The 25,096-nt window shown below is 69.5% G+C and carries 30 protein-coding genes; 12 read left to right on the top strand and 18 right to left on the bottom strand.

Translation table 11 applies throughout. The features are described 5' to 3' along the window. Window positions 1–20 precede the first annotated feature (20 nt). Complete coding sequence (locus ACFPMG_RS15045; protein ID WP_376995905.1) at window positions 21–344, top strand: hypothetical protein; 324 nt, start codon at window positions 21–23, stop codon at window positions 342–344. Between the two features lie 74 nt (window positions 345–418). Here the strand turns inward: ACFPMG_RS15045 and ACFPMG_RS15040 are convergent, their stop codons facing one another. Further along, a complete protein-coding gene (locus ACFPMG_RS15040) occupies window positions 419–1,024 on the bottom strand; it encodes a cold-shock protein (protein ID WP_376995904.1) in 606 nt (201 codons plus the stop codon). 311 nt (window positions 1,025–1,335) lie between these two features. Between ACFPMG_RS15040 and ACFPMG_RS15035 the strand changes: the two genes are divergently transcribed. The 7 genes from ACFPMG_RS15035 to ACFPMG_RS15005 all read left to right on the top strand — a co-directional run bounded on the left by ACFPMG_RS15035 (window position 1,336) and on the right by ACFPMG_RS15005 (window position 8,372). Then, window positions 1,336–2,607 carry a flagellar hook protein FlgE gene (locus ACFPMG_RS15035; protein WP_376995903.1) on the top strand — a complete coding sequence of 424 codons (1,272 nt, stop codon included), beginning with the start codon at window positions 1,336–1,338 and terminating at the stop codon, window positions 2,605–2,607. Window positions 2,608–2,632: 25 nt separating this feature from the next. Then, complete coding sequence (gene flgK / locus ACFPMG_RS15030; protein ID WP_376995902.1) at window positions 2,633–4,018, top strand: flagellar hook-associated protein FlgK; 1,386 nt, start codon at window positions 2,633–2,635, stop codon at window positions 4,016–4,018. Window positions 4,019–4,022: 4 nt separating this feature from the next. Further along, entirely contained in the window at window positions 4,023–5,087 is a 1,065-nt protein-coding gene (locus ACFPMG_RS15025) for a flagellin (RefSeq protein WP_376995901.1), read from the top strand. Between the two features lie 37 nt (window positions 5,088–5,124). Beyond that, window positions 5,125–6,261 (top strand): flagellar basal body P-ring protein FlgI, encoded by a 1,137-nt coding sequence (locus ACFPMG_RS15020; protein WP_376995899.1) that lies wholly within the window; start codon window positions 5,125–5,127, stop codon window positions 6,259–6,261. 24 nt (window positions 6,262–6,285) lie between these two features. Then, entirely contained in the window at window positions 6,286–6,591 is a 306-nt protein-coding gene (locus ACFPMG_RS15015) for a rod-binding protein (RefSeq protein WP_376995898.1), read from the top strand. Further along, complete coding sequence (locus ACFPMG_RS15010; RefSeq protein WP_376995897.1) at window positions 6,588–7,115, top strand: flagellar protein FlgN; 528 nt, start codon at window positions 6,588–6,590, stop codon at window positions 7,113–7,115. The genes ACFPMG_RS15015 and ACFPMG_RS15010 overlap by 4 nt, the downstream gene beginning before the upstream one ends. A gap of 255 nt (window positions 7,116–7,370) precedes the next feature. Next, entirely contained in the window at window positions 7,371–8,372 is a 1,002-nt protein-coding gene (locus ACFPMG_RS15005; RefSeq protein WP_376995896.1) for a glycosyltransferase family 9 protein, read from the top strand. A gap of 28 nt (window positions 8,373–8,400) precedes the next feature. Here ACFPMG_RS15005 and ACFPMG_RS15000 read toward each other — a convergent pair whose 3' ends face one another. The 9 genes from ACFPMG_RS15000 to ACFPMG_RS14960 all read right to left on the bottom strand — a co-directional run bounded on the left by ACFPMG_RS15000 (window position 8,401) and on the right by ACFPMG_RS14960 (window position 15,535). Beyond that, window positions 8,401–8,940 (bottom strand): hypothetical protein, encoded by a 540-nt coding sequence (locus tag ACFPMG_RS15000; protein ID WP_376995895.1) that lies wholly within the window; start codon window positions 8,938–8,940, stop codon window positions 8,401–8,403. A gap of 114 nt (window positions 8,941–9,054) precedes the next feature. After that, window positions 9,055–10,155 carry a flagellar biosynthesis protein FlhB gene (gene flhB / locus ACFPMG_RS14995; RefSeq protein ID WP_376995894.1) on the bottom strand — a complete coding sequence of 367 codons (1,101 nt, stop codon included), beginning with the start codon at window positions 10,153–10,155 and terminating at the stop codon, window positions 9,055–9,057. Between the two features lie 24 nt (window positions 10,156–10,179). Further along, window positions 10,180–10,938 (bottom strand): flagellar biosynthetic protein FliR, encoded by a 759-nt coding sequence (locus tag ACFPMG_RS14990; RefSeq protein WP_376995893.1) that lies wholly within the window; start codon window positions 10,936–10,938, stop codon window positions 10,180–10,182. 10 nt (window positions 10,939–10,948) lie between these two features. After that, window positions 10,949–13,042: a flagellar biosynthesis protein FlhA gene (gene flhA / locus ACFPMG_RS14985; protein ID WP_376995892.1), complete on the bottom strand. Its 2,094-nt coding sequence runs from the start codon at window positions 13,040–13,042 to the stop codon at window positions 10,949–10,951. An 83-nt stretch (window positions 13,043–13,125) separates the two neighbouring features. Further along, window positions 13,126–13,908, bottom strand: a complete 783-nt coding sequence (locus ACFPMG_RS14980) for a lysozyme family protein (protein ID WP_376995891.1) — start codon at window positions 13,906–13,908, stop codon at window positions 13,126–13,128. Window position 13,909: 1 nt separating this feature from the next. Then, window positions 13,910–14,176 (bottom strand): flagellar biosynthesis protein FliQ, encoded by a 267-nt coding sequence (fliQ, locus tag ACFPMG_RS14975; protein ID WP_014199655.1) that lies wholly within the window; start codon window positions 14,174–14,176, stop codon window positions 13,910–13,912. 147 nt (window positions 14,177–14,323) lie between these two features. After that, window positions 14,324–14,689 carry a flagellar hook-basal body complex protein FliE gene (gene fliE, locus ACFPMG_RS14970; protein WP_201043616.1) on the bottom strand — a complete coding sequence of 122 codons (366 nt, stop codon included), beginning with the start codon at window positions 14,687–14,689 and terminating at the stop codon, window positions 14,324–14,326. A gap of 13 nt (window positions 14,690–14,702) precedes the next feature. Next, on the bottom strand, window positions 14,703–15,122 hold the full coding sequence (gene flgC, locus ACFPMG_RS14965; RefSeq protein WP_040137944.1) for a flagellar basal body rod protein FlgC: 420 nt from the start codon (window positions 15,120–15,122) through the stop codon (window positions 14,703–14,705). Between the two features lie 20 nt (window positions 15,123–15,142). Further along, window positions 15,143–15,535, bottom strand: coding sequence for a flagellar basal body rod protein FlgB (locus ACFPMG_RS14960; protein WP_376995888.1), 393 nt, complete (start codon window positions 15,533–15,535; stop codon window positions 15,143–15,145). Window positions 15,536–15,660: 125 nt separating this feature from the next. On the opposite strand from ACFPMG_RS14960, the gene fliI reads away from it, so the two are divergent. Together fliI and ACFPMG_RS14950 are read left to right on the top strand one after the other, a co-directional pair. Continuing rightward, window positions 15,661–17,001 (top strand): flagellar protein export ATPase FliI, encoded by a 1,341-nt coding sequence (gene fliI / locus ACFPMG_RS14955; protein ID WP_376995886.1) that lies wholly within the window; start codon window positions 15,661–15,663, stop codon window positions 16,999–17,001. Continuing rightward, window positions 16,998–17,603, top strand: a complete 606-nt coding sequence (locus tag ACFPMG_RS14950) for a hypothetical protein (protein ID WP_376995885.1) — start codon at window positions 16,998–17,000, stop codon at window positions 17,601–17,603. Before fliI ends, ACFPMG_RS14950 begins: the two co-directional genes overlap by 4 nt. Window positions 17,604–17,609: 6 nt before the next feature. On the opposite strand, the gene ACFPMG_RS14945 is transcribed toward ACFPMG_RS14950, so the two are convergent. Beyond that, window positions 17,610–18,482, bottom strand: coding sequence for a LysR family transcriptional regulator (locus tag ACFPMG_RS14945; protein WP_376995884.1), 873 nt, complete (start codon window positions 18,480–18,482; stop codon window positions 17,610–17,612). Between the two features lie 262 nt (window positions 18,483–18,744). On the opposite strand from ACFPMG_RS14945, the gene ACFPMG_RS14940 reads away from it, so the two are divergent. Further along, a complete protein-coding gene (locus tag ACFPMG_RS14940) occupies window positions 18,745–19,941 on the top strand; it encodes an MFS transporter (RefSeq protein WP_376995883.1) in 1,197 nt (398 codons plus the stop codon). 24 nt (window positions 19,942–19,965) lie between these two features. Here ACFPMG_RS14940 and ACFPMG_RS14935 read toward each other — a convergent pair whose 3' ends face one another. The 6 genes from ACFPMG_RS14935 to ACFPMG_RS14910 form a co-directional block, all read right to left on the bottom strand. Continuing rightward, complete coding sequence (locus tag ACFPMG_RS14935) at window positions 19,966–21,054, bottom strand: hypothetical protein (protein ID WP_376995882.1); 1,089 nt, start codon at window positions 21,052–21,054, stop codon at window positions 19,966–19,968. A 41-nt stretch (window positions 21,055–21,095) separates the two neighbouring features. Then, a complete protein-coding gene (locus tag ACFPMG_RS14930) occupies window positions 21,096–21,890 on the bottom strand; it encodes a DUF1217 domain-containing protein (RefSeq protein ID WP_376995881.1) in 795 nt (264 codons plus the stop codon). After that, a complete protein-coding gene (locus tag ACFPMG_RS14925) occupies window positions 21,887–22,303 on the bottom strand; it encodes a hypothetical protein (RefSeq protein WP_376995880.1) in 417 nt (138 codons plus the stop codon). Before ACFPMG_RS14925 ends, ACFPMG_RS14930 begins: the two co-directional genes overlap by 4 nt. A 7-nt stretch (window positions 22,304–22,310) precedes the next feature. After that, window positions 22,311–22,751: a flagellar biosynthesis repressor FlbT gene (locus tag ACFPMG_RS14920; protein ID WP_376995879.1), complete on the bottom strand. Its 441-nt coding sequence runs from the start codon at window positions 22,749–22,751 to the stop codon at window positions 22,311–22,313. Continuing rightward, on the bottom strand, window positions 22,741–23,133 hold the full coding sequence (flaF, locus tag ACFPMG_RS14915) for a flagellar biosynthesis regulator FlaF (RefSeq protein ID WP_376995878.1): 393 nt from the start codon (window positions 23,131–23,133) through the stop codon (window positions 22,741–22,743). Before flaF ends, ACFPMG_RS14920 begins: the two co-directional genes overlap by 11 nt. Window positions 23,134–23,225: 92 nt before the next feature. Beyond that, complete coding sequence (locus ACFPMG_RS14910; protein ID WP_376995877.1) at window positions 23,226–24,461, bottom strand: flagellin N-terminal helical domain-containing protein; 1,236 nt, start codon at window positions 24,459–24,461, stop codon at window positions 23,226–23,228. On the opposite strand from ACFPMG_RS14910, the gene ACFPMG_RS14905 reads away from it, so the two are divergent. Beyond that, a complete protein-coding gene (locus tag ACFPMG_RS14905) occupies window positions 24,448–24,774 on the top strand; it encodes a hypothetical protein (protein WP_376995876.1) in 327 nt (108 codons plus the stop codon). The genes ACFPMG_RS14910 and ACFPMG_RS14905 overlap by 14 nt on opposite strands. Window positions 24,775–24,786: 12 nt before the next feature. On the opposite strand, the gene ACFPMG_RS14900 is transcribed toward ACFPMG_RS14905, so the two are convergent. Beyond that, window positions 24,787–25,096 (bottom strand): winged helix-turn-helix domain-containing protein (locus ACFPMG_RS14900; protein WP_376995875.1); only part of this gene is annotated, 310 nt, incomplete at its 5' end.

Raw genomic sequence — 25,096 nt, 5'->3', positions numbered from 1 at the left:
CCAGTCTTGGAGCTTCTTCGATGCGCGACCAGTCACTCTCCATCGCCGAGGCGGCGGCCTGGCTGAAGTGCTCGGAAGCCGAGGTGGAGGAACATGTGCAGGCGGGCCGGCTGCGCGCCGACCGGATGGAGCCGGCGATCGACCGGATCTCGCTCAACACCGTCATCGTCCTGGCGGAGAGCCTGCCGGTCGAACGCCGCATCTTCGAGGTGCGCGAGGCCGCCGGGCGGATGGACTCCTCCGAATCCCGCGGCCACTACCCGTCACGCCCTTCCGGCGGCATGGACCAGCGTCCGCCGGTGGTCGTCGAGCGCCGCCCCTCGCGATCCTTCACCCCCCGCTGAGGGCAACAGCCAGGGTCTCGATCTGATTCAGGCGCCGCCGGGCGGAAACCCCGCGGCGCCTGAATGCCGTTGGCTCACACCAGTTCGACACGCAGCGCGGTCGGGCCGCCGTCGCCCGGCACGGCGACGAAACGCACGTCCTCGCCGTCGGCCACCACCTCCAGCCCGGACTGGCGCAGGATCGCCCGGTCGAAATAGACGCCGATGCCCGTCTCGTCGTCCCACGGGTCGATCAGGCCGGACTGGCTGTCCAGATTGTACCAGCGCACGGTCCCGTAAATCATTTCACCCGTTGGCACCGGCATCAGGGCCGGCGCCGACCGCTCGCGCCGCGGCTTGGGCTCGCGGATGGCGGCCGGGGCGGGGCGGGGCGCCTGGGGATCGCCGGCCTCCAGCTGGCGCTGCCGGCGCTGCTTCGGCGCGCGGGCCGGCTTGACCTCTGCCGGGTCGGCGGGGGTGATGGAATGGATGGCCACGACCTGCGGCCCCTTCGGGGTTTCGGCGATGTCGCAGACGAGGCCGGTGCCTTCGGTCAGCGACACCTCGCCCAGCGAGGCGAGAACCCGGGAATGCAGAAACGCCTCACCGCTTCCGTCGGCGAAGCGGACGAAGCCGAAGCCCTTGTCGGCCTTGTACCATTTGACGACCGCCGTAACCTGCTGCTTTTGCTCTTCGCTCACTCTGGACACTCGATGCATGGAGGACAACCGGTCCAACAGTGACCGGATTTGTCGATCCGCGCAATGCGGCATCCGTTCGCCGCCCCCGCAATCGCATTTCGGTTCCACCCCTCTCCTTTCGGAAAGAGAGGCGCGCCCAGCCGCCGGCCCGACGGGCAGCCAACAAAAAGAGCGGAAAATTTTAAGTAAACGCCTGAACACGCTCTTTAAATCCGCTTTAAAAGCCGCCCTGTACTCTCCCTTCCGAAGTCCATCGCGGAGAATCCCGTGGCTCGCTTCCGGCCCAACCGATTTGAGATGAGGATCTCCCGATGAGCCTGTTCAGCGCCATGCGGTCCGGTGTGAGCGGGATGTCCGCGCAAAGCTCGCGGATGGCCGCCATTTCGGACAACATCAGCAACTCCGCCACCATCGGCTACAAGCGTTCCGCGGTCGACTTCTCGACGCTGATGACCTCCTCCGGCTCGACGAGCAACTACGCCGCTGGCGGCGTGCGCTCCAACGTGCATTATCAGGTGCTGAAGGACGGGACCATCCAGGGCACCCAGTCGGCCACCGACATGGCCATCGAGGGCCGCGGCTTCTTCGTCGTCGCCGACAACGCGGGCACCACCGGAACCTCGCCCGGCTACGCGCTGACCCGCGCCGGCAGCTTCCTGCCCGATGACCAGGGCTTCCTGCGCAACAGCGCCGGCCAGTATCTCCAGGCCTGGAAGCTGGGACCGGACGGCAGCCTGCCCGCGGTGAACCGCAGCAGCTTCGACGGGCTGAGCGCCGTCTCCATCGCCGGGCTGGCCTACGGCGGCAGCAAGACGACGCAGATGAGCTTCGCCGGCAACCTGCCGGCCCAGGCAGCCTCCGGAACCAGCTTCAGCACCTCGACCTCTCTCTATGACGGCATCGGCACTCCGCGCGACGTCACGGTGACCTGGACGAAGGTGACCGATCCGGGAAGCACCCCGACCGACCAGAGGTGGGCGGTGAGCGTGAACGCTCCTCCAGGCTATACGGTGACCTACGATCCGGACCCCGGTGCGGATCCGGTCTACGTCGACTTCGCAGCGACGGGCACGGGATCAGCCGGCCTCCCCATCGGCGCGCTGCCGTCCATCACCCTGACCTCTCCAGCCTCCCCGACCGCCGACACGATCTCCCTCAACCTCGGCTCCCTGACGCAGCTCAACGGCGATTACGTGCCGCAGTTCATGGGCGACGGCGCCCGCGCCGGCCGCGTCAGCACCGTGGACGTCGACAAGGCGGGCACGCTGTGGGCCGTCTACGACAACGGCGCCCGCCAGCCGCTCTATCAGGTGCCGGTCGCCGACGTGGTCAACCCCGGCGGGCTGGTCCCCCAGGACGGCAACACCTACACGCTGGGCATCGACAGCGGCACGATGACGCTGAGCAACGGCAACAGCGGCACCGTGGGCTCGGTCGCCGGCTACGCGCTGGAGCAGTCGAACGTCGACATCGCGGAGGAGCTGGTGTCGCTGATCGAGACGCAGCGCGCCTACTCCTCCAACGCCACGCTGGTGCGCACCGCCGACGAGATGGTGGACGAGACCACCCGTCTGAAGCGCTGACGGACGGGAAAGGGGATAGCCCGCCATGAGCCTCCAACTGGCCCTGAGCGCCGCCCTGTCCGGGCTGCGCGCGACCCAGCAGCAAGCAGCGCTGGTCTCGCACAACATCACCAACGCCACCACCGCGGGCTTCGTCCGCAAGGATCTGGCCGTCTCCACCGCGATCAGCGGCGGGCGCGGCCAGGGCGTGCGCGTCGACGGCGTGCTGCGCAGCGTGGACGAGTTCCTGATCCGCGACGCCCGGTTCGAGCAGAGCCGCTACACCGCGCAGGAAACCCGCGCCTCGGCGCTGGCCGATTACGCCACGGCGCTGGGCCAGCCGCAGGACGAGCGGTCCGTCTCCACCGCGCTGGCGAAGCTCCAGCAGTCCTTCAGCCAGCTCCGCAACCAGGCGGACAACGAGGCCGCGCGCACCGCCGTGGTCGATTCCGCGGAATCGCTGGTGCGCCGCCTGCACGACACCGCCGCCGCGGCCATCACCGTGCAGAACGACGCCAAGGCGCGGCTCCAGTCCTCGGTCGACGAGGTCAACCGCTCGCTCGTCCGCATCGGCGAGCTGAACAGCGCCATCGCCACCCAGAAGGCCAAGGGCGCCGAGCCCGGCGACCTGATGGACGAGCGCGACCGGCTGCTCGATCAGGTGTCGAACGAGATCGGCATCCGCACCCACACCCGCGAGAGCGGGGAGGTTGTGGTGATGACCCGCAACGGCCAGACGCTTCTCGACCGCGAGCTGCCGGCGGGTGCCCAACCGCTTCAGCTCGTCGGTGGCGATCTGGTGGCCGGCGGCAAGATCATCTCCGACAACCCCGACCAGGACATCCAGAGCGGGCGCATCATGGGCTATGTCCAGACCGCCCACCAGGACATGCCGCGGGCGCTGGCCCAGCTCGACGAATTGGCGGCGGGCATCGTCCAACAGTTCGAAGCGGCGGAATCCGAACCCGGAACGACCGGCATGTTCGTCATGGCCGCCGGCACCGGCGGACCAGCCTCGCGCATCGCCGTCAACGGCGACATCCGCAGCAATCCCTGGAAGGTGCAGAGCGGCGTCCGGGCCGGTGCGCCGCTGGCGCCGGGCGACACCACGCAGATCGACCGCTTTCTCAACGCCTTCTCCGCCACCCGCAGCTTCGGCGATCCGGACCTCCCATCCTCTGCGACGCTGGGCGACTACGCCACCGGCCTGGTCTCCACCCAGCAGGGCTACCGCACCACCGCCGAGTCCGAGATGAAGACCCGCAAGATCAGCGCCGACGCGCTGCAATCGGCGCGTCTCAACCGAGACGGCGTGAACGTCGACGACGAAATGCAGAAGCTGCTGCTGATCGAGCAGAGCTACGGCGCCAGCGCCCAGGTGCTCCAGGCCGCCGGGCGGATGCTCGACACGCTGCTCCAGATCCGGAACTGATGCCATGCTCTACAACGCCGTCTCCACCCTCGGCCTTGCCAAGCGCCTGCAGACCGCCAACACCGAGCTTCAGCTCGAACGGCTGCGCAACAACGACGAGATCGCCAGCGGCAAGCATTTCGACGTCGCCAAGGCGCTGGGCGCCCGCACCGGGCAGGCCATCGCGCTGCGCAACCTGTTCGACGAGACCGAGCAGACCCTGAAATCCACCGCCCTGCTGCAAGGGCGGCTGGGCACCATGGACAGCGCGCTGACCAACATCCTGTCCGCCGGGCAGGACGTGCTGGCCGCCGCCTCGGTCGGGCTGGGCCAGCCTTCGTCCACCGGCACCTCGCTCCAGGTGCGGGCGCGCGCCGTGCTGGATCAGGTGGTGGGCATGCTCAACGCCTCCTCCGGCAACGGCTATCTGTTCGGCGGGGTGGAGGTGAAGACGCCGCCGATGCGCTCCGTGCAGGGCGACGAGTCCGGCCTTCCGTCGCCCATGCAGATCGTCCAGGACGCCATCGCAACGGCCACCGGAGGCAACTCCTCGCCGCAGACTCCCGCCGAGACCGCCGCCGCGGTGGCGGCGCTGGATGGCCTGTTCGCCGCCCCCTCCGCCTCGCCGCTCGGCTTCGAGGGGGGATTCTACCTGGGAGCGCCGTCGACGGCGCCACGCCTCAGCGCCCGGCCCGACCGCTCGACCGAGATCCCCTACGGCATCCAGGGCAACGACCCGGCGATGCGGGACCTGCTCCAGGGCCTCTACATGCTGGCCAGCCTGGACACCAGCCAGCTGCCGCTGGACGCCTACAAACCCTACATGGATGCGGCGGTTTCCAAGGTGTCGGGCGGACTGGACGGGGTGCGCGACGCCACGGCGCAGTTGGGCATCCACCGCGCGCAGCTCGACGACGTCGCGGCGGCGAACACCACACAGCTCCGCATTCTCAACGACCAGCTCGACGCGATGGAAAGCGTCGATCCGGCGGAAGCCAGCCTGCGCATGAACCAGCTCGAAGTGCAGATCGAGGCGACCGCGGCGGCCACTGCCCGCATCGCCCGGATGAGCCTCACCAATTACCTGTAGGAAACCACTTTCCCACGGGACGATGAAAGACGGTCTGATGACGCACGGCCCGATCCGCCGCACCCTCCGCGCTTTGGCGCTGGCCATGGCCTGCCTGCTGGCCGCCGCCGCCGTGGCGGGAGAGGGGCTGGCCCAGACGCGGGTGAAGGATCTCGTCACCTTCGACGGGGTGCGCCGCAACCAGCTCATCGGCTACGGCCTCGTGGTCGGGCTGAACGGCTCGGGCGACCGGCTGATCAACACGCCCTTCACCGAGCAGAGCCTGAAGGGCATGCTGGAACGGCTGGGCATCAACACCCGCGACGAGGTGCTGCGCACCCGCAACGCCGCGGCGGTGATGGTCACGGCCTCGCTGCCGCCCTTCGCCCGCCAGGGCACGACCATCGACATCACCGTGTCGGCGTTGGGCGACGCCACCAGCCTGCTCGGCGGCACGCTGCTGGTCACGCCGCTGCTGGGCGCCGACGGACAGGCCTACGCCGTGGCCCAGGGATCGCTGTCGGTCAGCGGCTTCTCGGCGGGCGGGGTGGCGGCCAACGTGACCAAGGGGGTGCCGACCAGCGCCCGCATCGCCAACGGCGCCATCGTGGAGCGCGAGCTGAAATTCGCGCTGGACGAGGTGACCGGCGTCCGCATGGCCCTGCGCAACCCCGACTTCACCACCGCCAACCGCATCGCCGACGCGGTGGCGGTGCGGCTGGGCAGCAGCGCCGTCCATGTGCTGGACGCGACCACCGTCGATGTCCGCATTCCGCCCCGCTACACCGGCGCGGTCGCCCGGCTGATCGGCGACATCGAACAGCTCACCGTGCGGCCGGACGGCATCGCCCGCGTGGTGGTGGACGAGCGCAGCGGCACCGTGGTCATCGGCGACGACGTGCGCATCAGCCGCGTCGCCATCACCCAGGGCAACCTGACCGTCCGCGTGGTGGAAACGCCCCAGGTGTCGCAGCCGCAGCCCTTCTCCGACGGTCAGACGGTGGTGGTGCCGCGCACCGACGTGCAGGTGCAGGAGGGCAACGGGCGCCAGTTCGTCACCATCGGGGGCAACGTCAGCCTGCAGCAGCTCGTCAACGGGCTGAACGCGCTGGGCGTCGGGCCGCGCGACATGGTCGCCATCCTCCAGGCGATCAAGGCGGCGGGCGCCCTGCACGCCGACCTGGAAATCATTTGACCCCTCCGGCCGGACGAGGATGCGATGGACATCTCCCCCCTTTCCATGACCGCCCAAGCGGCGAAACCCGCCGCCCCGAACCGTGCCGCCGAAAAGGCCGGGCAGGAGTTCGAGGCGCTGATGGTCGGGCAGATGCTGGAATCCATGTTCGCTGGCGTGGACACCGGCAGCGCCTTCGGCGGCGGCCAGGGCGAGCGGACGTGGCGCAGCTTCATGCTCCAGGAATACGGCAAGGCCATCGCCGAGGCCGGCACGCTGGGGATCGGCCGCATGGTCGAGGCCGACGTGGCCCGCCTCTACGGCCAGACGAGCGAAGGAACCAAGGGATGAGCCGCCGTTTCAAGGACCTGATCCGCGAATTCGCCCCCGACGCCAAGCCGGAGGCGGACACCGCCCCCGTCGCTGCCCCGGAGCCCGAGAGTCCCGCGCTGGCCGACGGGCCGACCGCTGTGGTGATGACGGAGTTCCTCGACACGGTGGCGGAACTCAGCGTCCTGCTGGACGAGGAGACGGCGGCGCTCGCCGCCGGCGATCTGGAGGGGCTGGAGGTCTACGCCCGGCGCAAGCAGGCGATGGCCGACCGTCTGGGCGGCATCATGACCCAGGCGCAGTCGGGCACGCTGCGGCTGAACGACGACCTGCGCGCGATGATCCTGGAGCGGGTGGAACGGCTGGACCGCGCCATCAACGACAACGCGGCGGGGCTGGTCGCCATGCGCAAAGCCGTGCTGTCGATCAACCGCAGCCTTCTCGTGGCCCTGGAGAAGGCGGCCAGCGACGGCCTTTACGCCCCCTCCGGCCACGCGGTGCGCCCGGTCGAGCTGTCGGCGTCGGGCCTGAACGCCGAGCTGTAGGCCCAGCCGAATTAGAGTTCCCTCTCCCGCCCCGGGAGAGGGTGGCGCCACAGGCGCCGGGTGAGGGTCGTCCAAGGATCAAGGGGCCGATTCTCGGCAGCACCCTCACCCTTCCCACGCTTCCGCGTGGGCCCCTTCCCTCTCCCGGGGCGGGAGAGGGGATTGAAAGACGGCGGCTTTGCGGAGGGTTCCGCCGCCGGTTGCGGGCCGCTATAGTCCGCCGTCCGCTTGGCCGCATCCTCCCGAGGCTTCCGTATGCCCGCAACCGACCGCGCCGGCTCGCCGTCGCTCGCCGTCTTCACCCATGGCGAACTGATCGGCGACGCGCTCATCAAGATTCCCTTCGTGCGCGCCCTGCGGGGGTTGTTCCCGGACCACCGGATCACCTGGATCACCACCGAAGGCACCCATCTGGCGACCACGCTGCGCCCGATGATGGACGGGCTGATCGACGAGTTCCACGCCGACACCGGCATCGGCCGCAGCCCGCTCGGCCTGCTGAAGCCCATGCCCATCAAGGATCGTTTCTCCCTGGTGCTGGACACCCAGTCCCTGCCCTGGCGGACGCTGCTGGCGCGGCGTCTGAAGCACGACCTGTTCGTCTCGGCCTGCGCCGGCTATCGTCTGTCGGATCGCCGCCCACCGCCCGGCTACAAGGAGCCGCGGCATGTGCTGGACCGCCTGTTCGATCTGCTGGAGGTCGCCGGCGGGCGCCGCCCCCCGCTGGACATGGCCGTTCCCATCCCGGCCGAGGCCGAGGCCGAGGCGCGCGCCGTCCTGCCCGACGGGCCGGGCTACGTCGCCATCGCCCCGGGGGCGGGCAAGCGGGTGAAATGCTGGCCGCTGGACCGTTTCGTGGAACTGGCCCGCGCCCAGGTCGCCGGTGGGCGGGTGCCGGTCTTCATCCTCGGCCCGGCGGAGCTGGACTGGCTGCCCGAACTGCGCGCCGCCGTGCCGCAGGCGCTGTTCCCGCTCCAGGACGCCGAACCGGCAGAGCCGCGCTATTCCCCGGTGCGCACCATCGCTCTGACCCGGCGTTGCTCCGCGGCGGTCGCCAACGACAGCGGGACCAGCCACCTGTTCGGCCTTGCCGACGTGCCGCTGCTGACCCTCTACGGCCCGACCATCGCGGAGAAGCTGCGCCCCAAGGTGACGCGGGGGGCCGTGCTGACGGCCTCCGCCTTCGGTGGCCGCGAGATGGAGCGCATTCCCGCCGACGCCGCGATCCGGGAGGTCGAGGCGCTGATCGGTTCGTGAACGATCAAACCTTCAGCGCTTCAAACCTTCAGCGCTTCACGGCGGGGGTGATCTCACCCGCCTCCTCCAGCCGCCGCAGGCAGGCGACCAGGGCGCGCTGGAAGTTGCGGCCCTCGGAGGGCAGGTTCACCCCCTGGCCGGTCGTCCAGAACTCCACGAAGGCGCAATCGGCCGCGCGGTCCGCGGTCGGCCATTCGACGGTCACGCCCATCCCGAGCTCCGCCGAGCGGCGGCGGCTGTCGGTGACCAGGACCTTCGCTTCCCAATGCATGCCGCCGCTGCCCGCCTCGGCGCGGCGGTGGCTCCACAGGCGCAGGTAATCGCGGAAGCTCTCGGAGGAGCGGTCGTGCTGAAGGTAGCTGCCGCGGTCCACTACCGCCGGGGCGAGGCGCAGCGTGTAGCGCGCCTGGGCGAGCGCCTGCGTCACCTCCGCGATCAGCCGGTCCATCTCGGCGAAGCTGCGCCGCACGTTGTCGGCCAGCGCGGCGGCCAGCGCCTCCCCCTTCAGCGCGCCGGAGGCGGCGCGGTCGGAGCGGTACATCTCGAACAGGTCGTCGCTGTCACTCATTGCCGTGATGCGCCGCGGAAGGGGAGGATTTCCTTCGTCTACCGCCAAACCCGTTGAAAAGACATTAAGCGGAATTCCAAACCATCCGGCGCCCGCCCCTTCATGCCCACCCCATTATGCCCGCTGCGCCGGTTGCGCGGCCCCACCGTTCTTCAGACGCAGCACATACATCATCACCTCCGCCACCGCTTGGTAATGCTGGAGCGGGATCACCGCGTCGACCTCCGACGCGGCATAGAGGGCGCGGGCCAGCGGCGGATTCTCGATCACCGGGACGCCGTTCTCCTCCGCCACCGCGCGGATGCGCAGCGCCACGAGGTCGGCCCCCTTGGCGAGGCAGACCGGCGCCGGCATCTTGGCGCGGTCGTACTCCAGGGCCACCGCGAAGTGGGTCGGGTTGGCGATGACCACGGTGGCGCGCGGCACGTTCGCCATCATGCGGCGCTTCGAACGGTCGCGCCGGATCTCGCGCAGCTTCGCCTTCAGATGCGGGTCGCCCTCGGTCTGCTTGAACTCGTCCTTCAGCTCCTGGAAGGTCATGCGCAGGCGGCGGCGCCATTCCAGCCGGTTCCACAGCACGTCCACGGCGGCCATCACCACCGTCGCCAGAAGGACGGCCAGCAGCAGCCGCAGGGTCAGGTCCCGCAGCAGGTCGGGAAGCGCCGCAACGTCCATGCCCACGATCCCCTCCGTCCAATCGATGTAGGGCGCCACGGCGAACCAGACGGCGCAGGCGATGATCGCCAATTTCACGAGACTCTTCACGAATTCGACCAGCGCGTGGCGTGCGAAGATGCGGCGCCAGCCGCTGAGCGGCGACAGGTGCGACAGCTTGGGCCGGATGCGGTCGCCGGCGGCCAGCAGCGGCCCCTGCCCCACCGCCGACACCACCGCCCCGCCGACCAGCAGGCCCAGCACCGGCAGCATCGCCACCGCCACCCCGCCGATCAGCCAGCGCAGGCTGTTCATCACGTCGTAGGGACCGCCGTCGAGCCGGATGTCGTTCGGATTCTCGATCAGCGGCAGCAGCACCTCGGCGAGGCGCGAGGCGGCGAGCGGCCCGCCGGCCGCGGCGATCAGCCAGGCCGCCGCCATGGTGGCGGCCAGACCGACGTCGCGGGCGCGGGGGACGTCGCCCTTGTCCATCGCCTCGCGCAGGCGTTTCTCGGTCGGCTCCTCGGTTTTCTGGTCCTCGTCCTGGGTGTTGTCGGACATCGCCGCCTCCTCACCGCCCCCTTCTCATCGCCCGCCGAGCCAGCCGGCCAGCGCCGCCAGCGTCGCGGTGACCATGGCGCCGGCCGTCACCAGGAAGACCAGCATCCCGCCGCCGACCATCGCCGGGGTGGCGACGAAATAGACGGGCATGGAGGGCATCACGCGATTGACCAGAGCCAGCGCCAGGTTGGCGATCAACCCGAAGACCAGGAAGGGTGCGGCCATCTGCACGCCCAGCCGGAAGGTGACGCCGACGAGCTGGGCGTAGCGCCCCGCCACCATGCCGGGATCGGGCAGCGTCGCCGCCGGCCAGCTTCCGTAGGAGCGGACCAGCGCGTCGATCATCAGGTAATGCAGGTCGAGCGCGAACAGCAGCGCCAGCCCGGCGATGACCAGCGTGCCCGACAGGATCGACCCGCTCTCGAACCCCGCCGCGTCGGCGCCGAAGGGGTTGGCGAGGCCCATCGCCTGGGCGGCGATGTTGCCGGCGACCTGGAGCGACGCCAGGAACAGCTTGGCCCCCAGCCCGAGAAAGGCGCCGGCCACCGTCTCCGCGAAGATCTGCTCCAGCATCACCGCGGCGTCCGGCGGCAGCCGGTCGGGCAGGCCGGGCACCGTCGGGGTCAGCGCCAGCGCGACGGGAATCGCGATGCACAGCCGCACCCGCGGCGGCACCGCCAGCTCGCCGAAGCCGGGCAGCAGGCTGACCGCCGCGGCGACGCGGGCGAAGACCAGGAAGGCGCGGTAGACCTCCAGGCTGAGCAGGTCGGCGAGCGTGTCCATCACTGGTCCTTCACACCTGGTCGATCGTCTTGACGGACACCTTGCGGTGAAGCTCGGCGTGGCTGATGACCGGGGTCATCGGGCTGACCCGCTCCAGCAGGGAACGGACGAAGGGCCGCACCTCCGCCCCGACCAGCAGGGCCGGCCAGACCTGCGGCGTGGCGTGCTTCTGGATGGTGATGCGCAGCGCCGTCAGGAACTCCTGCACCTGGGTCGGCGGCATGGCGAAGCGCCGGTCCTCGCCCTCCGCGACAATGCTCTGCTGGAGCACCTGCTCCCAGCGCGGGGTCAGGACGATGACCGGGACGAAGCCGTCGGGTGCGGTCAGCGACTGGCAGATCTGCTGGCCCAGCCGCGCCCGCACATGCTCCGTCACCAGCGTGATGTTGCGCGTCCAGTTCACCGCTTCGGCGATGGCCTCGACGATGGCCGGCAGGTTGCGGATCGACACCCGCTCCGCCAGCAACGCCTGGAGCACGCGCTGCACCACCACCAGCGTGATGCGCGACGGCACCATGTCGGAAATCAGCTTCTGGTACTCCCGCCCCAGCCCGTCGATCAGCTTCTGCATGGCAGCGAAGGTCAGCAGGGTCGAGAGGTGGTCCTTGATGACCTCGGTCAGGTGGGTGGTGATGACGCTTTCCGGGTCGACCACCGTGTAGCCCTTGGCGATGGCCTCCTCGTGCCGCGCCGGGTCGATCCAGCGGGCCTGGAGGTTGAAGGTCGGCTCCCGCGTCGCCTCGCCGGGCAGGTCGGGGGCCGCCCCGCCGGACGGGTCGATGGCGAGAAGCTGCTTGGGCCGCACCTCGCCGCTCGCCACCTCGACGCCCATCACGCTGACGACATAGCCCTTGGGCGGCAGGAAGCTGCTGTCCTTGATGCGCACCGACGGCAGGATGAAGCCGAACTCCTTGGCAAAGCGCTTGCGCAGCGTCTTCACCTTGCCGGTCAGCGGACCGTTCTTGTTGAGGATCAGCGGGACAAGGTGGTTGCCGACCTCCACCTTGACCTCGTCCACCTTCAGCATGTCCTCCACCGCCTCCTCGGCCGGGGCGGTGGGCGCCTTGCGGCTTTCCTCCAGCCGGGCGAGTGCAGCGCGGCGCATCTTGCCGCGCATCGCGTACCAGCCCGCCGCGCCGAAGCCGCCGCCGAGCAGGACGAAGGGCGCGGCGGGCAGACCCGGCGTCACGCCCAGCGTGCAGAGCAGCCCGCCCGCCACCATCAGCGCCTTGGGATAGCCGCCGAGCTGGGCGAGCACCGCCTGATCGGCGGAGCCGACGTTGCCGCCCTTGGTCACCAGCAGGCCGGCGGCCAGCGAGACGACCAGCGCCGGGATCTGCGTGGCCAGACCGTCGCCCACCGTCAGGATGGTGTAGACCGACGCCGCGGACTCGAAGGACATGCCCTGCTGCGCCATACCGATGGCCATGCCGCCCAGCACGTTGATGGCGGTGATGACCAGCCCGGCCACCGCGTCGCCGCGCACGAACTTCGACGCGCCGTCCATGGCGCCGAAGAAGGTGCTCTCGTCCTCCAACTCCTTGCGGCGGCGGCGGGCCTCGACGTCGTCGATCATGCCGGCGGAGAGGTCGGCGTCGATGGCCATCTGCTTGCCGGGGATGGCGTCCAGCGTGAAGCGCGCGCCGACCTCCGCGATGCGGGAGGCGCCCTTGGTGATGACCACGAAGTTGATGACGATCAGGATGGCGAAGATCACCACGCCGATCACGAAGTTGCCGCCCATGATGAACTGGCTGAAGCCCTCGATCACATGGCCGGCGGCGGACGGGCCGGTGTGGCCGTGGCTGAGGATCAGGCGGGTCGAGGCAATGTTCAGCGCCAGCCGCAGCACCGTGACGACCAGCAGCACGGTCGGGAAGGAGGAGAAGTCCAGCGGCTTGCCGATCCACAGCGAGACCATCAGGATCAGCACGCTGACCGCCAGCGACAGCGCCAGCCCGAGGTCGAGGAACCAGGTCGGCACCGGCAGGAACAGCACGGCCAGCACCAGCAGGATGCCCAGCGCGAACAGCACGTCGCGGTTCGCCAGCCCCGCATCGCCGAGGCTGGTCATCCGGTTCCGAAGGGTGTCCGTGAAAGCCATGCGGGAACTCCAGGGTGCGGCACCGTTGGTACGCTAGCGCCCCGCGGTAAAACCGGCTTTTACGTCTGCGCTACTCCGCCGCCTCATTCCGTTGCCGGCAGCAGCGGCTTCACCACCGCGTTGGCGTAGAGGCTGGACAGGAAGGACAGGCGGCCCAACTCCGCCCGGCCCCAGGCGGGCAACGCGCCGGGGGCGGTTTGGGAAGTGGCGGCCTGGGGACCGGCGGCCAGCGTCTTCAGGTAATCCATGGCGCCGGCCACCCAGCGCCGGTTGCCGCCGACCCGCTCGCGGTAGGCCGCACCGCGCTCCGACTGGGCGGAGTGGTAGCGGGCGATGGCGGCGTCCAGCGATCCCTGCGCGCGGTGCAGGTCGCCCAGGAAGCGCGCAGCGTAGCGGGCGTTGGCGCGCGGGTCGAAGGCGGTCTCCAGGTCGGGGAAGGCGTCGGGGTGCCATTTCAGATTGACCTGAAGGCAGCCGACGTCGATGGAGCGCGTGCCCCGCGCCTGCGCGGCGCGCACGAAGGCGATCGCCTCGTCCCGCGTCGGGAAGTAGTGGGAGGCGCCCTCGGTGTTGACGGTCCACGGCCAGACGGTGAACAGCCGGTCGGCGGTCATCCGCCCGGCCTCGGTGAAACCCATGGCGAGCAGCATGTGGTCGGTCACCCCGGCCTCGCGCTCCGCCGCCAGGATGGCGTCGATGCAGGCGGCCTCCGGCGGCAGGCTGCGCGCGGGCAGGACGCGCGGCGCATAGAGGGCGGTGGACCATGTGCCGATCTGCGCGGCCGGCGGCTTCACCTCCGCGGCGGTCGCGGTTCCGGCCGGGAGCCCGGCCAGGAGCAGCATCGCCAGTCCGGCCAGCCGGCGCATGTCACCGCACCGAGACGATCAGACTGCCCAGCCGGTCGGCGTAGGTGGTCAGCGCGCCGTACATGAAGGGCAGCGCCAGCACGGTGGTGACCAGGATGGCGACGATCTTCGGCACGAAGGTCAGCGTCATCTCCTGCACCTGGGTCAGCGCCTGGACGAGCGAGATCGCCACGCCCACCAGGACCGCGATGACCAGCGGCGGCGCGGCGATCAGCAGCATCGTCCAGATGCCGGTGCGCAGGACTTCCAGCACGTCAGCTTCGTTCATGGGGGTTCTCCTGGGGAGCGGTTGCCCCCACCCTTCCCGCTTCGCGGGCCCCTTCCCTCCCCCGCTTCGCAGGAGAGGGACTGAATCCCCTCCCCTGCGTTAGCGGGGGAGGGTTAGGGAGGGGGCATTACGTCCCAACACACGCGCTCAAATCGCCATCCGCATGACGTCCTGATACGCCTGCACCATGCGGTCGCGGATCGACACCACCGTCTGCACGGTCATCTCGGCGGCGAGCACGGAGCGCACAACCTCGTGCGTGCCGGCCTTGCCGGCGACGGCGGCGACGGACATGCGCTCGCCCTCGTTCAGCGTCTCCACCGCCTGCGACACCTGACGGTCGAGGAAGGCGCCGAAGCTGCTCTCGGCCGACGCTGCCGTCTCGGCGGACGGTGATGCCGCGGAAGCCGCTGCGGCGGGCGGGGTGGCGAGCGAAGCGGCGGGCGCCGGCTGGGCCAGGGGGGCGCGGTGGAGGCCGTAGGCGGCGGCGGCGCGGCCGATGGGTTCGATCATGCTCTGGGTCTCCTCAGCCGCGCAGAAGGTCGATCATGCGGCTCATCATGCTGCGCGACTGCTCGATGACGTTGACGCTCGCCTCGAAGGACCGGCTGGCCTCGCGCATGTCCATCATCTCGATCAGCGGCTGGACGTTCGGGCGCTTGACGTAGCCCTTCTCGTCGGCGGCAGGGTGAGAGGGCTCGTAGACGAGCTGGAAGTCGCTGCGGTCGCGCCCGATCTGCTTGACCTTCACGATCTCCGACCCGGCGGCGCGATCCATCGTGGTGGCGAAGGAGACGGTCTTGCGGCGGTAGGGATCGCCGCCCGCCGTCATGGCGGTGGAATCGGCGTTGGCGATGTTCTCGGCGACCACGCGCAGCCGGGTGCCCTGCGCCTGCAGGCCCGAACTGGCGATCCGCATCGTCGCGGCGAGGGGATCGGTGAGCATGGGAGGGGACTCCGAAGTCGTCAGCCGGCGCGCCAGGCGGCGCGCAGGATCTGCAGGTTGCGCTGGAACAGGCCGGCGGTCAGGGCGAAGGCGTCGCGCGTCTCGCTGCCCTTGGACATCTCCTGCTCCAGCGACACGGCGTTGCCGTCCGGCGTGGTTTCCCACTGCTCGGGCTTGCGCGCCTCCTGCACCGCGCCGGACGGGTTGAAGCCCGTCAGGTGCATGGGCGAGGTGAGCGCGGGCGCCACCGTCTGCGGGCCGTCCATCAGCGCCGCGAAGGGCTTCAGGTCCTTCGGCTGATAGCCGGGCGTGTTGGCGTTCACGACGTTGGCGGCGATCAGCTTCTGCCGCTCCGCCAAGTAATCGAGGCGCGCGCCGGTCAGCCGAAACACCGAAATATTGCTAAAATCCATTGGAACGGCCCTATCGCGAAGCCGGAAAGCAAGGCAGGGCCAAGATGACGCCCGCCGTTTAAAACCGGATTTAAAATCCTCGTGGCAGGATCAACCCGTTCCGACACGGCGGAGACGTCCCGGCAATGCGCGTGCTTTCCAACCTTCTGTCCGAGATCGAGCGGATGCCGACCCGATCCTGGCGCGGCGAAATCCGCAGCGCCGCCGGCATGACGCTGGAGGTGGAGGGACTGCGCCGTGTCCTGGCGGTGGGCGACAAATGCTGGGCGGAGACGGCGCGCGGCCAGCGCCTGCTGTGCGAGACCATCGGCTTCCGGCAGGGCCGCACGCTGCTGATGGCCTTCGACAACCTCGACGGCGTGGCGGAGGGCTGCACCGCCGTTACCGACGACACCGCCTTCACGCTGCGTCCCGGCCCCGGCTGGATGGGCCGCGTGGTCAACGCGCTGGGGGAGCCGATCGACGGGCGCGGTCCCTTGCGCAACGGCCACCACGCCCGCCCGCTGCGCGCCGCCCCGCCGCCGGCCTACGCGCGCCGCCGGGTGGGGGCGAAGATGGACACCGGCGTGCGCGCCATCGATGTCTTCACGCCGATCTGCCGCGGCCAGCGCATGGGCGTCTTCGCCGGGTCCGGCGTCGGCAAATCGACGCTGCTGTCGATGGTCGCCCGCCACGCCGGGGCCGACGCCATCGTGATCGGTCTGGTCGGCGAGCGCGGGCGCGAGGTGCAGGAATTCATCCAGGACGATCTGGGCGCAGACGGCCTCGCCCGCTCCGTCATCGTCGTCGCCACCTCGGACGAGCCGCCGCTGATGCGCCGGCAGGCCGCCCATCTCTGCCTGACCGTGGCGGAGGAACTGCGCGACCGCGGCCTGCACGTCCTCTGCCTGATCGACAGCGTGACGCGCTTCGCCATGGCCCAGCGCGAGATCGGGCTGGCCGCCGGGGAGCCGCCGACCGCAAAGAGCTACCCGCCCAGCGTCTTCGCCGAACTGCCCAAGCTGATGGAGCGCGCCGGGCCGGGCCGGGATGGCCAGGGCGACATCACTGGCATCTTCACCGTGCTGGTGGACGGCGACGACCATGACGAGCCCATCGCCGACGCGGTGCGCGGCATCCTCGACGGCCACGTCGTTCTGGACCGCCGCATCGCCGAGCAGGGGCGTTACCCCGCCGTCAACGTGCTGCGCAGCGTGTCGCGCCTGCTGCCCGGCTGCCACACGGCGAAGCAGAACGCTCTGCTGCGCCGCGCGCGGAGCCTCGCCGCCACCTACGACAACATGCGGGAGTTGGTGCGCATCGGCGCCTACAAACAGGGCACCGACGCGGAAGTAGATGGCGCCGTCGCGCTGAACCCGGCGCTGGAGGAGTTCCTGCGCCAGGGCAAGGACGACGCCACGCCGTCTCTCGACTCCTTCCGAATTCTCGACCGCATCCTCGCCGTTCCCACGGGAGTCGCTCCATGACCAACGCCAACGCGCTCGCCACCCGCGCGCTTGCCCCCACCACCGCTCCGGCCAAGCCCGCCGCCGCCAAGCCGGAGACGGCGGACCTCAGCCTGGATTTCGGGGACCTGCTGGACGCGGTGAATCCGCTGCAACATCTGCCGGGGGTGTCGCAGGTCTACCGCCACGCCACCGGCGACGACATCGGCCTGCCGGCGCGGCTGGCCGGCGGCTTCCTGTTCGGCGGCCCCATCGGCCTGCTCGGCAGCGCCGCCATGGCCGCGTTCGAGGCGGTGACCGGCGACGACCCGCTGGGCCACCTCGTCACGCTGGCCGAGGGAGGCGCGGAAGAGACGAAGGCTGCGGCGAAGGACGTGCCGTCCAACGCCCCGCCCCTGCCCTTCCTCGCCGGTCCGGCGCATGACCATCCGGCGGACCATCGCCCGTCCCCGGCCGTGCTGGCGGAGGCGCTCGCCCGCAAGGCGCCGGGCACCGACGCCGCGGCGGACAAGGCGGCGGACGCACCGGCACCCAAGGCGGAGCAGCCCGCCCCGCAAATCCTAGCGAAGCTCTACGAACTGCACGCCACCCAGCCGGCGGACCGCGCGGCCGCCCGGCTCTGACCCCGGTCAGCGCAGAGCCTTCGCCAGCGCGTCCATGAACAGCCGCACCTTCGGCGGCACGAAGCGCGCCGAGGGGTGGACGCCCCACACCGCCAGCGGCTCCAACGCCCCGTCGGACAGGGTGAGCGCCACCAGCGCGCCGCGCGCCACCTCGTCGCGCACGTCCCACTCGGACAGGACGGCGATGCCGAGCCCGGCGAGGCAGATGTCGCGCAACCCCTCGATGGAGTTGGCGGTGAAGCGCCCACGCACCCGGATGCGCCGCTCCCGTCCGTCGCCCGCGAAGCTCCAATGGGTGGTGCCGGACAGACACAGGCATTCGTGCTCCACCAGATCGGCGACGGCGGCGGGCGTGCCGCGGGCCGCCAGATAGCCGGGCGTGGCGTAGAGCCCCCGCGGGTTGTCGGCCAGCCGCCGCGCGATCAGCGCGCTGTCCTTCAGACGCGCGATGCGGATGGCGAGGTCGATCCCCTGCCCGACGATGTCCACCACCGTGTCGGTCAGCAGCAGATCGACCGAGACCTGCGGGTTGTCCGTCAGGAAGTCCGCGACCACCGGCACCACCACCTTGCGCCCGAAGGCGGCGGAGGCGGTCAGCCGCAGCAGCCCCGACGCGCCGGCGGAGGACGGGCGGACGCTGGCCCGCGCCGCCGCCTCGTTCTCAAGCATCGCCTGGGCGAAGGGCAGCATCGCCTCCCCCTCCGGCGTCAGGGCGAGCGAACGGGTGGTCCGCTGCATCAGCCGCGCCCCCATGGCCTCCTCCAGCGCGGCCAGCCGCCGGGTCGCCATCAGCGGCGAGATGCCCAGCCGCCGGGCGGCCCCGGCCAAGCTGCCGGCCTGGGCGGCTTCCACCAGAACGGCGAGTCCGGCGAGGTCCATTGCTTCATATTCCGATATACAGGCCATTCATTCTGCATGACTGATGCGGATTGTGAAAGTGCGATAGGGTCCGTTCCAAGGTTTTCGCACGTTGAGAACCCCTCTCCCGCCCCGGGAGAGGGAGGGGCCCGCCGCAAAGCGGCGGGAGGGTGAGGGTGCCGCCGAGGATCAGCGCTTCGATCCTCGTGCGACCCTCACCCGGCGCCTCCGGCGCCACCCTCTCCCGGGGCGGGAGAGGGATTGTCGGAAAGGACCCCCTGTCATGAGCATCACCGACACAATGTCCCACACATCAACCCACACGCCCGACCAGACCCGGCTCGGCCGCGGGCTGACCTTCGCCATGGCGACCGCCGCTGGGCTGGCCGTCGCGAACATCTACTACAACCAGCCCATGCTGGGCCTGATCGAGGGCGACCTGCCCGGCCCGCTGACCGGCATGATCCCGACCGCCACGCAGCTGGGCTACGCCGCCGGCCTGCTCCTCCTGGTGCCGCTGGGCGATCTGGTGGAGCGGCGGCGGCTGATCGTCGGGCAGTTCCTGCTGCTCGCCGCGGCGCTGGTCGCGACGGCGCTGGCGCAGGGTCCCGCCCTGCTGGTCGCCGCCTCGCTGCTGCTCGGCGTCTCGGCGACGGTGGCGCAGCAGATCGTTCCCTTCGCCGCCCATCTCGCCTCGCCGCAGCGGCGCGGGGCGGCGGTGGGAAGCGTCATGTCGGGGGTGCTGACCGGCATCCTGCTCAGCCGCACGCTGGCCGGCTTCGTCGGCACGCACGAGGGCTGGCGCGCCATGTTCTGGCTGGCCGTGCCGCTGGCGCTGGCTGCGGCCGCGTTGATGGCCGTCATGCTGCCGCGCAGCCACCCGAACGCGTCCTTGCGCTACCCGGCGCTGATGCGCTCGCTGGTCCATCTGTGGCGGGAATTCCCGGCCCTGCGGCTGGCCGCGGTCACCCAGGGGCTGCTGTTCGCCGCCTTCACCACCTTCTGGACCATCCTGGCGCTGCGTCTGGCCGAGCCGCGCTTCGGCCTGGGCGCCGACGCCGCGGGGCTGTTCGGCATCGTCGGCGCGGTCGGCATCCTGGCCGCCCCGATGGCCGGGCGGATCGCCGACCGCAGCGGGCCGCACCGGGTGATCCTGCTGGGCACGCTGCTGACGCTCGCCTCTTGGCTGCTGTTCGGGCTGTGGACGTCGGTCGCCGGTCTGGTCGCCGGGGTGATCCTGCTCGACTTCGCGGTTCAGGCGGCGCTGGTGTCGAACCAGCACATCGTCTACGCCCTGCGCCCCGAAGCCCGCGCCCGGCTGAACACCATCTTCATGGGCGGCATGTTCCTGGGCGGCGCGCTGGGGTCGAGTGCCGCGACGCTGGCCTGGAACGCCGGGGGCTGGACCGCCGTGACCGGCCTGGGCATTGCCGTCGCCGCGACGGCCACCGCCCTCCAGCTCGCCGCGCGGCGCCGGTAGGAGGTCTGTGGAATGCCGGGGGCCTTACCGCCCCCCGCTCCGCGCCGAGCGCTCCAGGGAGCGGATGTGCGACAGGCCCGGCAGGATTTCGGAGCGGATGAACTCCAGCCGGCGGACCGGGCCGCCGCCGCTGGAGAAGCGGGCCTTCCACAGGGCCATCTTCACCGCCAACCCGCACAGCACCCCGCCGATGGTGACGTGATGGTTGGTGATCAGGTCGCGGATGCTGCGGAAGCTCTGGGCGTTGATGTTGCGCCAGAAGTCCTTGGAGCGGTTGTCGAAGCTCTCGAACCGCCCGGTGATCGAGGCGGCGATCTCCGTCAGGTCACGGCCCACCTCGTCGAGCATCCGGGCGTGACGGGCGTCGCGGCGGACCTCGCTGAAGCCGCGGACCGCGTCCATCCAGGCCAGGAAGGCCTGCACGTCGGGGACGATTTCGTCCAGGCACTGCTTGAAATAGGCCAGCGACAGGAAGATGTCGCCGTACTCCTCCAGGAAGGCCGGGATGTCGGCCATGGCGATGTCCAGCCGGTCGGCCATCATGGTCAGCCGGCGGCGCACCTCCGCCAGATCGGGCTCGGCGAACAGGCGGATCAGGTCCTCGACATTCTGCACCTGCACGTCGTCGCTGCCGTAGACGCTTTCGATCAGCGGCCGGGTGAAGACGCGCATGTAGCGGGTGAGCTGGTCCTTCCGGCGCTGCGACAGGCGGAGCGCGGCGTGCTCGTCCACCGCAATCTTCAGGCGGCGCAGCTCGATGCGCAGCGAATAGACGTCGAAGCTGGCGGCCTGGGCGATCTGCCCGATCATCAGCAGGTCGCGGTCCAGCTCGGGCGAGCGGTTGCCGAAATGCAGCGGCAACTGGCTGGGCATCACCTGCCCGCTGCCGGCGTGGACATCGTTGAACAGCTCCACCACCGTCTGGAGCCGGACGTTCTTGATCAGCCGCGCCCGGCGCAACCCCGGAGTCTCCAGCGGCAGGATGGTCATCGGCAGGATATGAAGGGAGTCGCGGGCCGTGTCCTCGTCCCGGTCGTCCGGGCCGGGCAGCAGGGCCACGACATGCGGCCACGCGCCCGGCGGCCTGGCCTGTCGGCTCGGCTGCACAGCCATCCTCCGGAGGTTCCGCCTGCCGAAATTCCGCCGCTCTCTGCTCAGAAGCGCGGGAAATTCAGCAGCGACATGGTGATGGACGAGTCGATGGCGATGATCGGGGAGCGTCCCCCGCGGCTGACCGGCCCGATGTAAGGCAGACCGGCGGAGGCCCCCGCGGGCGCGCCGTTCTTCAGGTCGTACATGGCCGAAAAACGGTCCAGGAACGTCTGCACCTTCGCAGGGTCCTGGAAATCGGCGATGTCGAAGCGCTTCTTCATCCTGTCCACCAGCCGGTCCAGGTCGCCCAGCGCCGACTGCTCCGGAATGTCCATGGCCGTGAAGACGACCTTCTGGAGCGCGCGGTCGGACAGCACCTGATACCAGTTGGTGATGCGCCCGGCCTTGCGTTGGAAATAGAGGGCGAGGCGGACGGCCGGATTCTTCTCCTCCGCCGAGACTTCCATCTTCACGTCGACATAGCGGTCGACGATCGCCTGGACGATCGCCGGCTCCTTCAGCGTGGCGCCGCCGGTTTCCGGGAAGGCCGTGGCCGTCGCCAGTTCCTTGAACTTGGCGTCGTTCATGCGGTTGGCGAGAGCGTTCGGGTCGGTGACGCCTTCGTCCAGAATCTTGCGGATCAGGGCGCGCGCGAAGATCTGGCTTTCCAGGTCGAAGGCTTCCATGACGAAGCGGTAGAGCTTCTCGTCCTTCAGAAGCTCCTCGGCGCTGGTGATCTTGCCGATATTCTCCTGAAAATACTCGACGTTGCGCTTCACGTCCGAACGGACCCGGATCATGTTTTCGAAACGGTCCTGGTTCCGCACGATCTGACGGTAATCCTGGATCGTGCTCATGCCTTCGCCTCCGGATCGTGGCCGTCGGTGGGCCTGGCGGCATCGGCACCCTTGTGGGCATCCGCGGGGGCATCCGTAACGCCCGTCAGGTCCAACGGATCGACGTAGGCCGGCGGAATGCGCAGGATGACCTCGCCCGTCTCGATGTTCAGCACCTCGGTGGACAGGCGACCGGTACCGGGGTCGAGATTGACGCGGTAGGGCGGGATCGGCTCCGAACGGGTCCGGTTGTCGGCCTCCGCGCTCGTCTCGGATTCCTCCACGATCTCCGTGCGCTTGGCGGACTCGGCCTGGGCGGCGCGCAGCCGGTCGGCCTGGCGCTGGCGCGCCTCGGCAATGACGTCGGCGCTGGCTGCGGACCGCTCGCCGGTCACACCGGAGCCGCCCGTGATTCCTTGGATGGGTGCGGCCATGGCGTCGTCATCCTTCCGCGTGGGCTTCGGGCGCCCCGGCCGGCGCGCGCGCGGGACGGGCGGGATGCAGCAGGCCATCCTCGTAGGCCATGACCGGCCGCAGGCAGGCCAGCGCCTTGTAATAATCCCGGTCGCTGACGTTGCGCATCGCCTGCATGATGCGGTCCTGCATGTCCGGATGGAGGAAGGCGGTGTAGAGCTTGGCCATCATGCCGGCGACGACGCTGCCGTATTCCTCCGCGGCGCGGGGGTCGAGAAGCATGCTCTGGATCACGAAGTAGGCGCGGCGGACCGGCGTGTCGGCCTCCTCCTCCTGCATGATGTCGCTGCCGCGGATGATCTGCGCGAAATTGCTGACCGTCAGGGTGTAGCGGCGGTTCTCGTTCTGCACGACGCAGCCGTTGATGACCACCCGCTCGCAGGGCTTGAGGCGGAGCTTAAGCGCCATAGGCGGCCTCCATCGCAACGGGCGCCTCCGCATGGGCGACGCCTTGCAGACCGCGCATGACCGACCGGTTGATGTCGATCAGCACACCCGCGTCGGCTTCGCCGCGCAGCACCAGCCGGGTCTGCCGCTCCACCGAGAAGGACAGGGAAATCAGACCGGCGCGCAGGTTTTCCGGCAGCGCGTTGTCGTCGTCCACCAGATCGGCGCGCAGGATGTTCCAGAGTTCCAGATTGCGCCACAGCGCGCCCTTCAGCGCGTCCGACCGCCAGCCGGCCCCGCGGTGCTCTTCCATGGCGAGGGTGATGCGCAGGAACACCAGATATTCGATGCGGCGCGGGTCTTCGCACTCGGCCATCGTCTGCTTGTAGGCGGCGATGCTCATGGACGCACCTTATGGAATGCGCACGGATGTCGCGCGATGTCGGGACGAAGGAAGGCGGCCGGCGCCCATGGAGGACGCCGGCCGGACAAGGATCAGCGGAACAGCGAGAGGATGTTCTGCGGTCCCTGGTTCGCGATCGAGAGCGCCTGGATGGCGAGCTGCTGCTGGACCTGGAGGGCCTGCAGGCGGCTGGACTCTTCGTTCATGTCGGCGTCCACCAGGGCGCCGATGCCCTTGTTCATCGCGTCGGTCAGCTTCGACACGAAGTCGTTCTGCACCGACACGCGGTTCTCGATGGAACCGATCACCGTCGCCTTGGCGATGACGCTGTCGATCATCTTGTCGATGACGGCCAGCGACTTCGCGGCGTTGTTGACGACGTCGAGCTGCGACAGGTCGGCCAGACCGCCGAAGGCGTCGCTCTCCGTCGTGTTCATCCACAGACCGTCGATCTTGGCGCGGAAGTTGCCGTCGGTGTTCGGGTCCTGGTCGGTGAACTCCAGGGTGTCGCCGTTGAAGGCGACATCGAACTCCGGACCGACCGCGGCGTTGATCGCCGTTTCGATCAGGCCCTGGGTCGTGGCGAGGTCGGTGTCGTAGTCGATCGCCGACAGATCCACCGTCACGGCCCGCTTGACGCCGGCCTCATCGGTGATGTTCAGCTCCAGGGACTTCAGGCCCAGGTTCTGGCCATCGATGAAGGTCGCGCCGGGAGCACCCAGCTTGATGTCGAGCGACGCCTTCAGGTCGTTGGTCGAATCGGTCTGCTGTTCGATGGTCGCCTTGCCGACGATCGAGGCGACGCGCATGTCCTGGCGCTGGAAGTCGATGTAGCTCGGCACCACACCGGTATCGTCACGGCTCAGCGAGGCCAGGATGCGGACGTCCTTGTCCTTGGCCGTGCCGTCGTTGGAGTAGGTGACGCGCAGCAGGTTGTCGCCGTTGAACGACGCGTCGTTGGCGGCGCCGGTGATCAGCCGGACCGTCTGGTCGACGTCGGCCTGGATCAGCTTCTTGTCGACGCCCTGGGCCTGACCGGCGATGATGCGCTGCTTCAGGTTCGTCAGGGATTCGGAGATGCTCTTGGCGGCGACCGACGCGGTGTTGGTCGTGCCCGAGCCCAGTTCCAGCGACTCCTTCACCGCCTTGAAGCCGGCGACGTCGGCCTTCATGGTGGTGGCGATCGACCAGTAAGCGGCGTTCTCCTTGGCGCTGTTGACCTTCAGGCCGGTCGAAATGCGGTCCTGCGTGGTCTCCAGATCGCCCGTCACGCGACGCAGGGTCTGCAGCGCGGTCATCGCCGAGGTGTTGGTCATGATCGAGGCCATGTGTATCTCCATTCGCGAGATGCAGAGCGCCTTTCTGACGCTGGGGCCGGGCTGCGCGGGCCTTCCCACTTGGTTTTTATGGGCGCGCAACCGACCATTCGACTGTGACCGACCCCGTTTAAACCGGAGTAAAAAACCGCAGCATTTCCAGGGTGACGCATTCGTCTTTCAAAGATGGGGATCTTTTAAAAGTAATGACGCATTTTATAAAAATGCGGCGACCGCGCAAAGCGGCTCAGCCGCCGTGCCCCGAAGGGCCGCGGCCATGGCGTTTTTCAAACTGTCGGAAGAAGGATGTAAGGCGGGACTTTGAAATAAGGCGCCGTCACTCGGCGGCGATGAGACAGCCGGGGTGCAGCCCGGACGCAGCGAAGGGGATGGCCGGGAAGCGGCGGGCGGCGGTGGCGGGTGCGGCGGCCGGAGTGGCCTCTTCATGCTCGGGCGGGGCCTCGAACTTGTAGCCGCGGCCGTAGACGGTCTCGATGTAGCGGGAGCCGCCGGTGGCCTCGGCGATCTTCTTGCGGAGCTTGCAGATGTAGACGTCGATGACCTTGTCCAGCGGGTCGGCACCGGACAGGCCGTAGACCTCGTCGTAGATGTGCTCCTTGGAGACCACGCGGCGGTGGTGGGCGGCC

Origin of the sequence: Azospirillum himalayense (assembly GCF_042657465.1) — a bacterium.
GTDB classification, from domain to species: Bacteria; Pseudomonadota; Alphaproteobacteria; order Azospirillales; family Azospirillaceae; genus Azospirillum; species Azospirillum himalayense.
This window is presented reverse-complemented; position numbering and strand designations above follow the sequence as displayed.

Excerpts from the sequence above, each read along its gene's own strand:
- ACFPMG_RS15005 (WP_376995896.1), top strand. The coding sequence starts at position 7,371 with ATGCCCGCAACCGACCGCGCCGGCTCGCCGTCGCTCGCCGTCTTCACC.
- ACFPMG_RS15020 (WP_376995899.1), top strand. The coding sequence starts at position 5,125 with ATGACGCACGGCCCGATCCGCCGCACCCTCCGCGCTTTGGCGCTGGCC.
- fliE (WP_201043616.1), bottom strand. The coding sequence starts at position 14,689 with ATGATCGAACCCATCGGCCGCGCCGCCGCCGCCTACGGCCTCCACCGC.
- ACFPMG_RS14990 (WP_376995893.1), bottom strand. The coding sequence starts at position 10,938 with ATGGACACGCTCGCCGACCTGCTCAGCCTGGAGGTCTACCGCGCCTTC.
- ACFPMG_RS15025 (WP_376995901.1), top strand. The coding sequence starts at position 4,023 with ATGCTCTACAACGCCGTCTCCACCCTCGGCCTTGCCAAGCGCCTGCAG.
- flhA (WP_376995892.1), bottom strand. The coding sequence starts at position 13,042 with ATGGCTTTCACGGACACCCTTCGGAACCGGATGACCAGCCTCGGCGAT.
- ACFPMG_RS14935 (WP_376995882.1), bottom strand. The coding sequence starts at position 21,054 with ATGGCTGTGCAGCCGAGCCGACAGGCCAGGCCGCCGGGCGCGTGGCCG.
- ACFPMG_RS14945 (WP_376995884.1), bottom strand. The coding sequence starts at position 18,482 with ATGGACCTCGCCGGACTCGCCGTTCTGGTGGAAGCCGCCCAGGCCGGC.
- fliI (WP_376995886.1), top strand. The coding sequence starts at position 15,661 with ATGCGCGTGCTTTCCAACCTTCTGTCCGAGATCGAGCGGATGCCGACC.
- flhB (WP_376995894.1), bottom strand. The coding sequence starts at position 10,155 with ATGTCCGACAACACCCAGGACGAGGACCAGAAAACCGAGGAGCCGACC.
- flgK (WP_376995902.1), top strand. The coding sequence starts at position 2,633 with ATGAGCCTCCAACTGGCCCTGAGCGCCGCCCTGTCCGGGCTGCGCGCG.
- ACFPMG_RS14925 (WP_376995880.1), bottom strand. The coding sequence starts at position 22,303 with ATGGCCGCACCCATCCAAGGAATCACGGGCGGCTCCGGTGTGACCGGC.
- flaF (WP_376995878.1), bottom strand. The coding sequence starts at position 23,133 with ATGAGCATCGCCGCCTACAAGCAGACGATGGCCGAGTGCGAAGACCCG.
- ACFPMG_RS14940 (WP_376995883.1), top strand. The coding sequence starts at position 18,745 with ATGAGCATCACCGACACAATGTCCCACACATCAACCCACACGCCCGAC.
- fliQ (WP_014199655.1), bottom strand. The coding sequence starts at position 14,176 with ATGAACGAAGCTGACGTGCTGGAAGTCCTGCGCACCGGCATCTGGACG.
- ACFPMG_RS14930 (WP_376995881.1), bottom strand. The coding sequence starts at position 21,890 with ATGAGCACGATCCAGGATTACCGTCAGATCGTGCGGAACCAGGACCGT.
- ACFPMG_RS14905 (WP_376995876.1), top strand. The coding sequence starts at position 24,448 with ATGATCGAGGCCATGTGTATCTCCATTCGCGAGATGCAGAGCGCCTTT.
- ACFPMG_RS15035 (WP_376995903.1), top strand. The coding sequence starts at position 1,336 with ATGAGCCTGTTCAGCGCCATGCGGTCCGGTGTGAGCGGGATGTCCGCG.
- ACFPMG_RS15000 (WP_376995895.1), bottom strand. The coding sequence starts at position 8,940 with ATGAGTGACAGCGACGACCTGTTCGAGATGTACCGCTCCGACCGCGCC.
- ACFPMG_RS14920 (WP_376995879.1), bottom strand. The coding sequence starts at position 22,751 with ATGGCGCTTAAGCTCCGCCTCAAGCCCTGCGAGCGGGTGGTCATCAAC.
- ACFPMG_RS15015 (WP_376995898.1), top strand. The coding sequence starts at position 6,286 with ATGGACATCTCCCCCCTTTCCATGACCGCCCAAGCGGCGAAACCCGCC.
- ACFPMG_RS15045 (WP_376995905.1), top strand. The coding sequence starts at position 21 with ATGCGCGACCAGTCACTCTCCATCGCCGAGGCGGCGGCCTGGCTGAAG.
- ACFPMG_RS15010 (WP_376995897.1), top strand. The coding sequence starts at position 6,588 with ATGAGCCGCCGTTTCAAGGACCTGATCCGCGAATTCGCCCCCGACGCC.
- ACFPMG_RS14950 (WP_376995885.1), top strand. The coding sequence starts at position 16,998 with ATGACCAACGCCAACGCGCTCGCCACCCGCGCGCTTGCCCCCACCACC.
- ACFPMG_RS14960 (WP_376995888.1), bottom strand. The coding sequence starts at position 15,535 with ATGGATTTTAGCAATATTTCGGTGTTTCGGCTGACCGGCGCGCGCCTC.
- ACFPMG_RS14980 (WP_376995891.1), bottom strand. The coding sequence starts at position 13,908 with ATGCGCCGGCTGGCCGGACTGGCGATGCTGCTCCTGGCCGGGCTCCCG.
- flgC (WP_040137944.1), bottom strand. The coding sequence starts at position 15,122 with ATGCTCACCGATCCCCTCGCCGCGACGATGCGGATCGCCAGTTCGGGC.
- ACFPMG_RS14910 (WP_376995877.1), bottom strand. The coding sequence starts at position 24,461 with ATGGCCTCGATCATGACCAACACCTCGGCGATGACCGCGCTGCAGACC.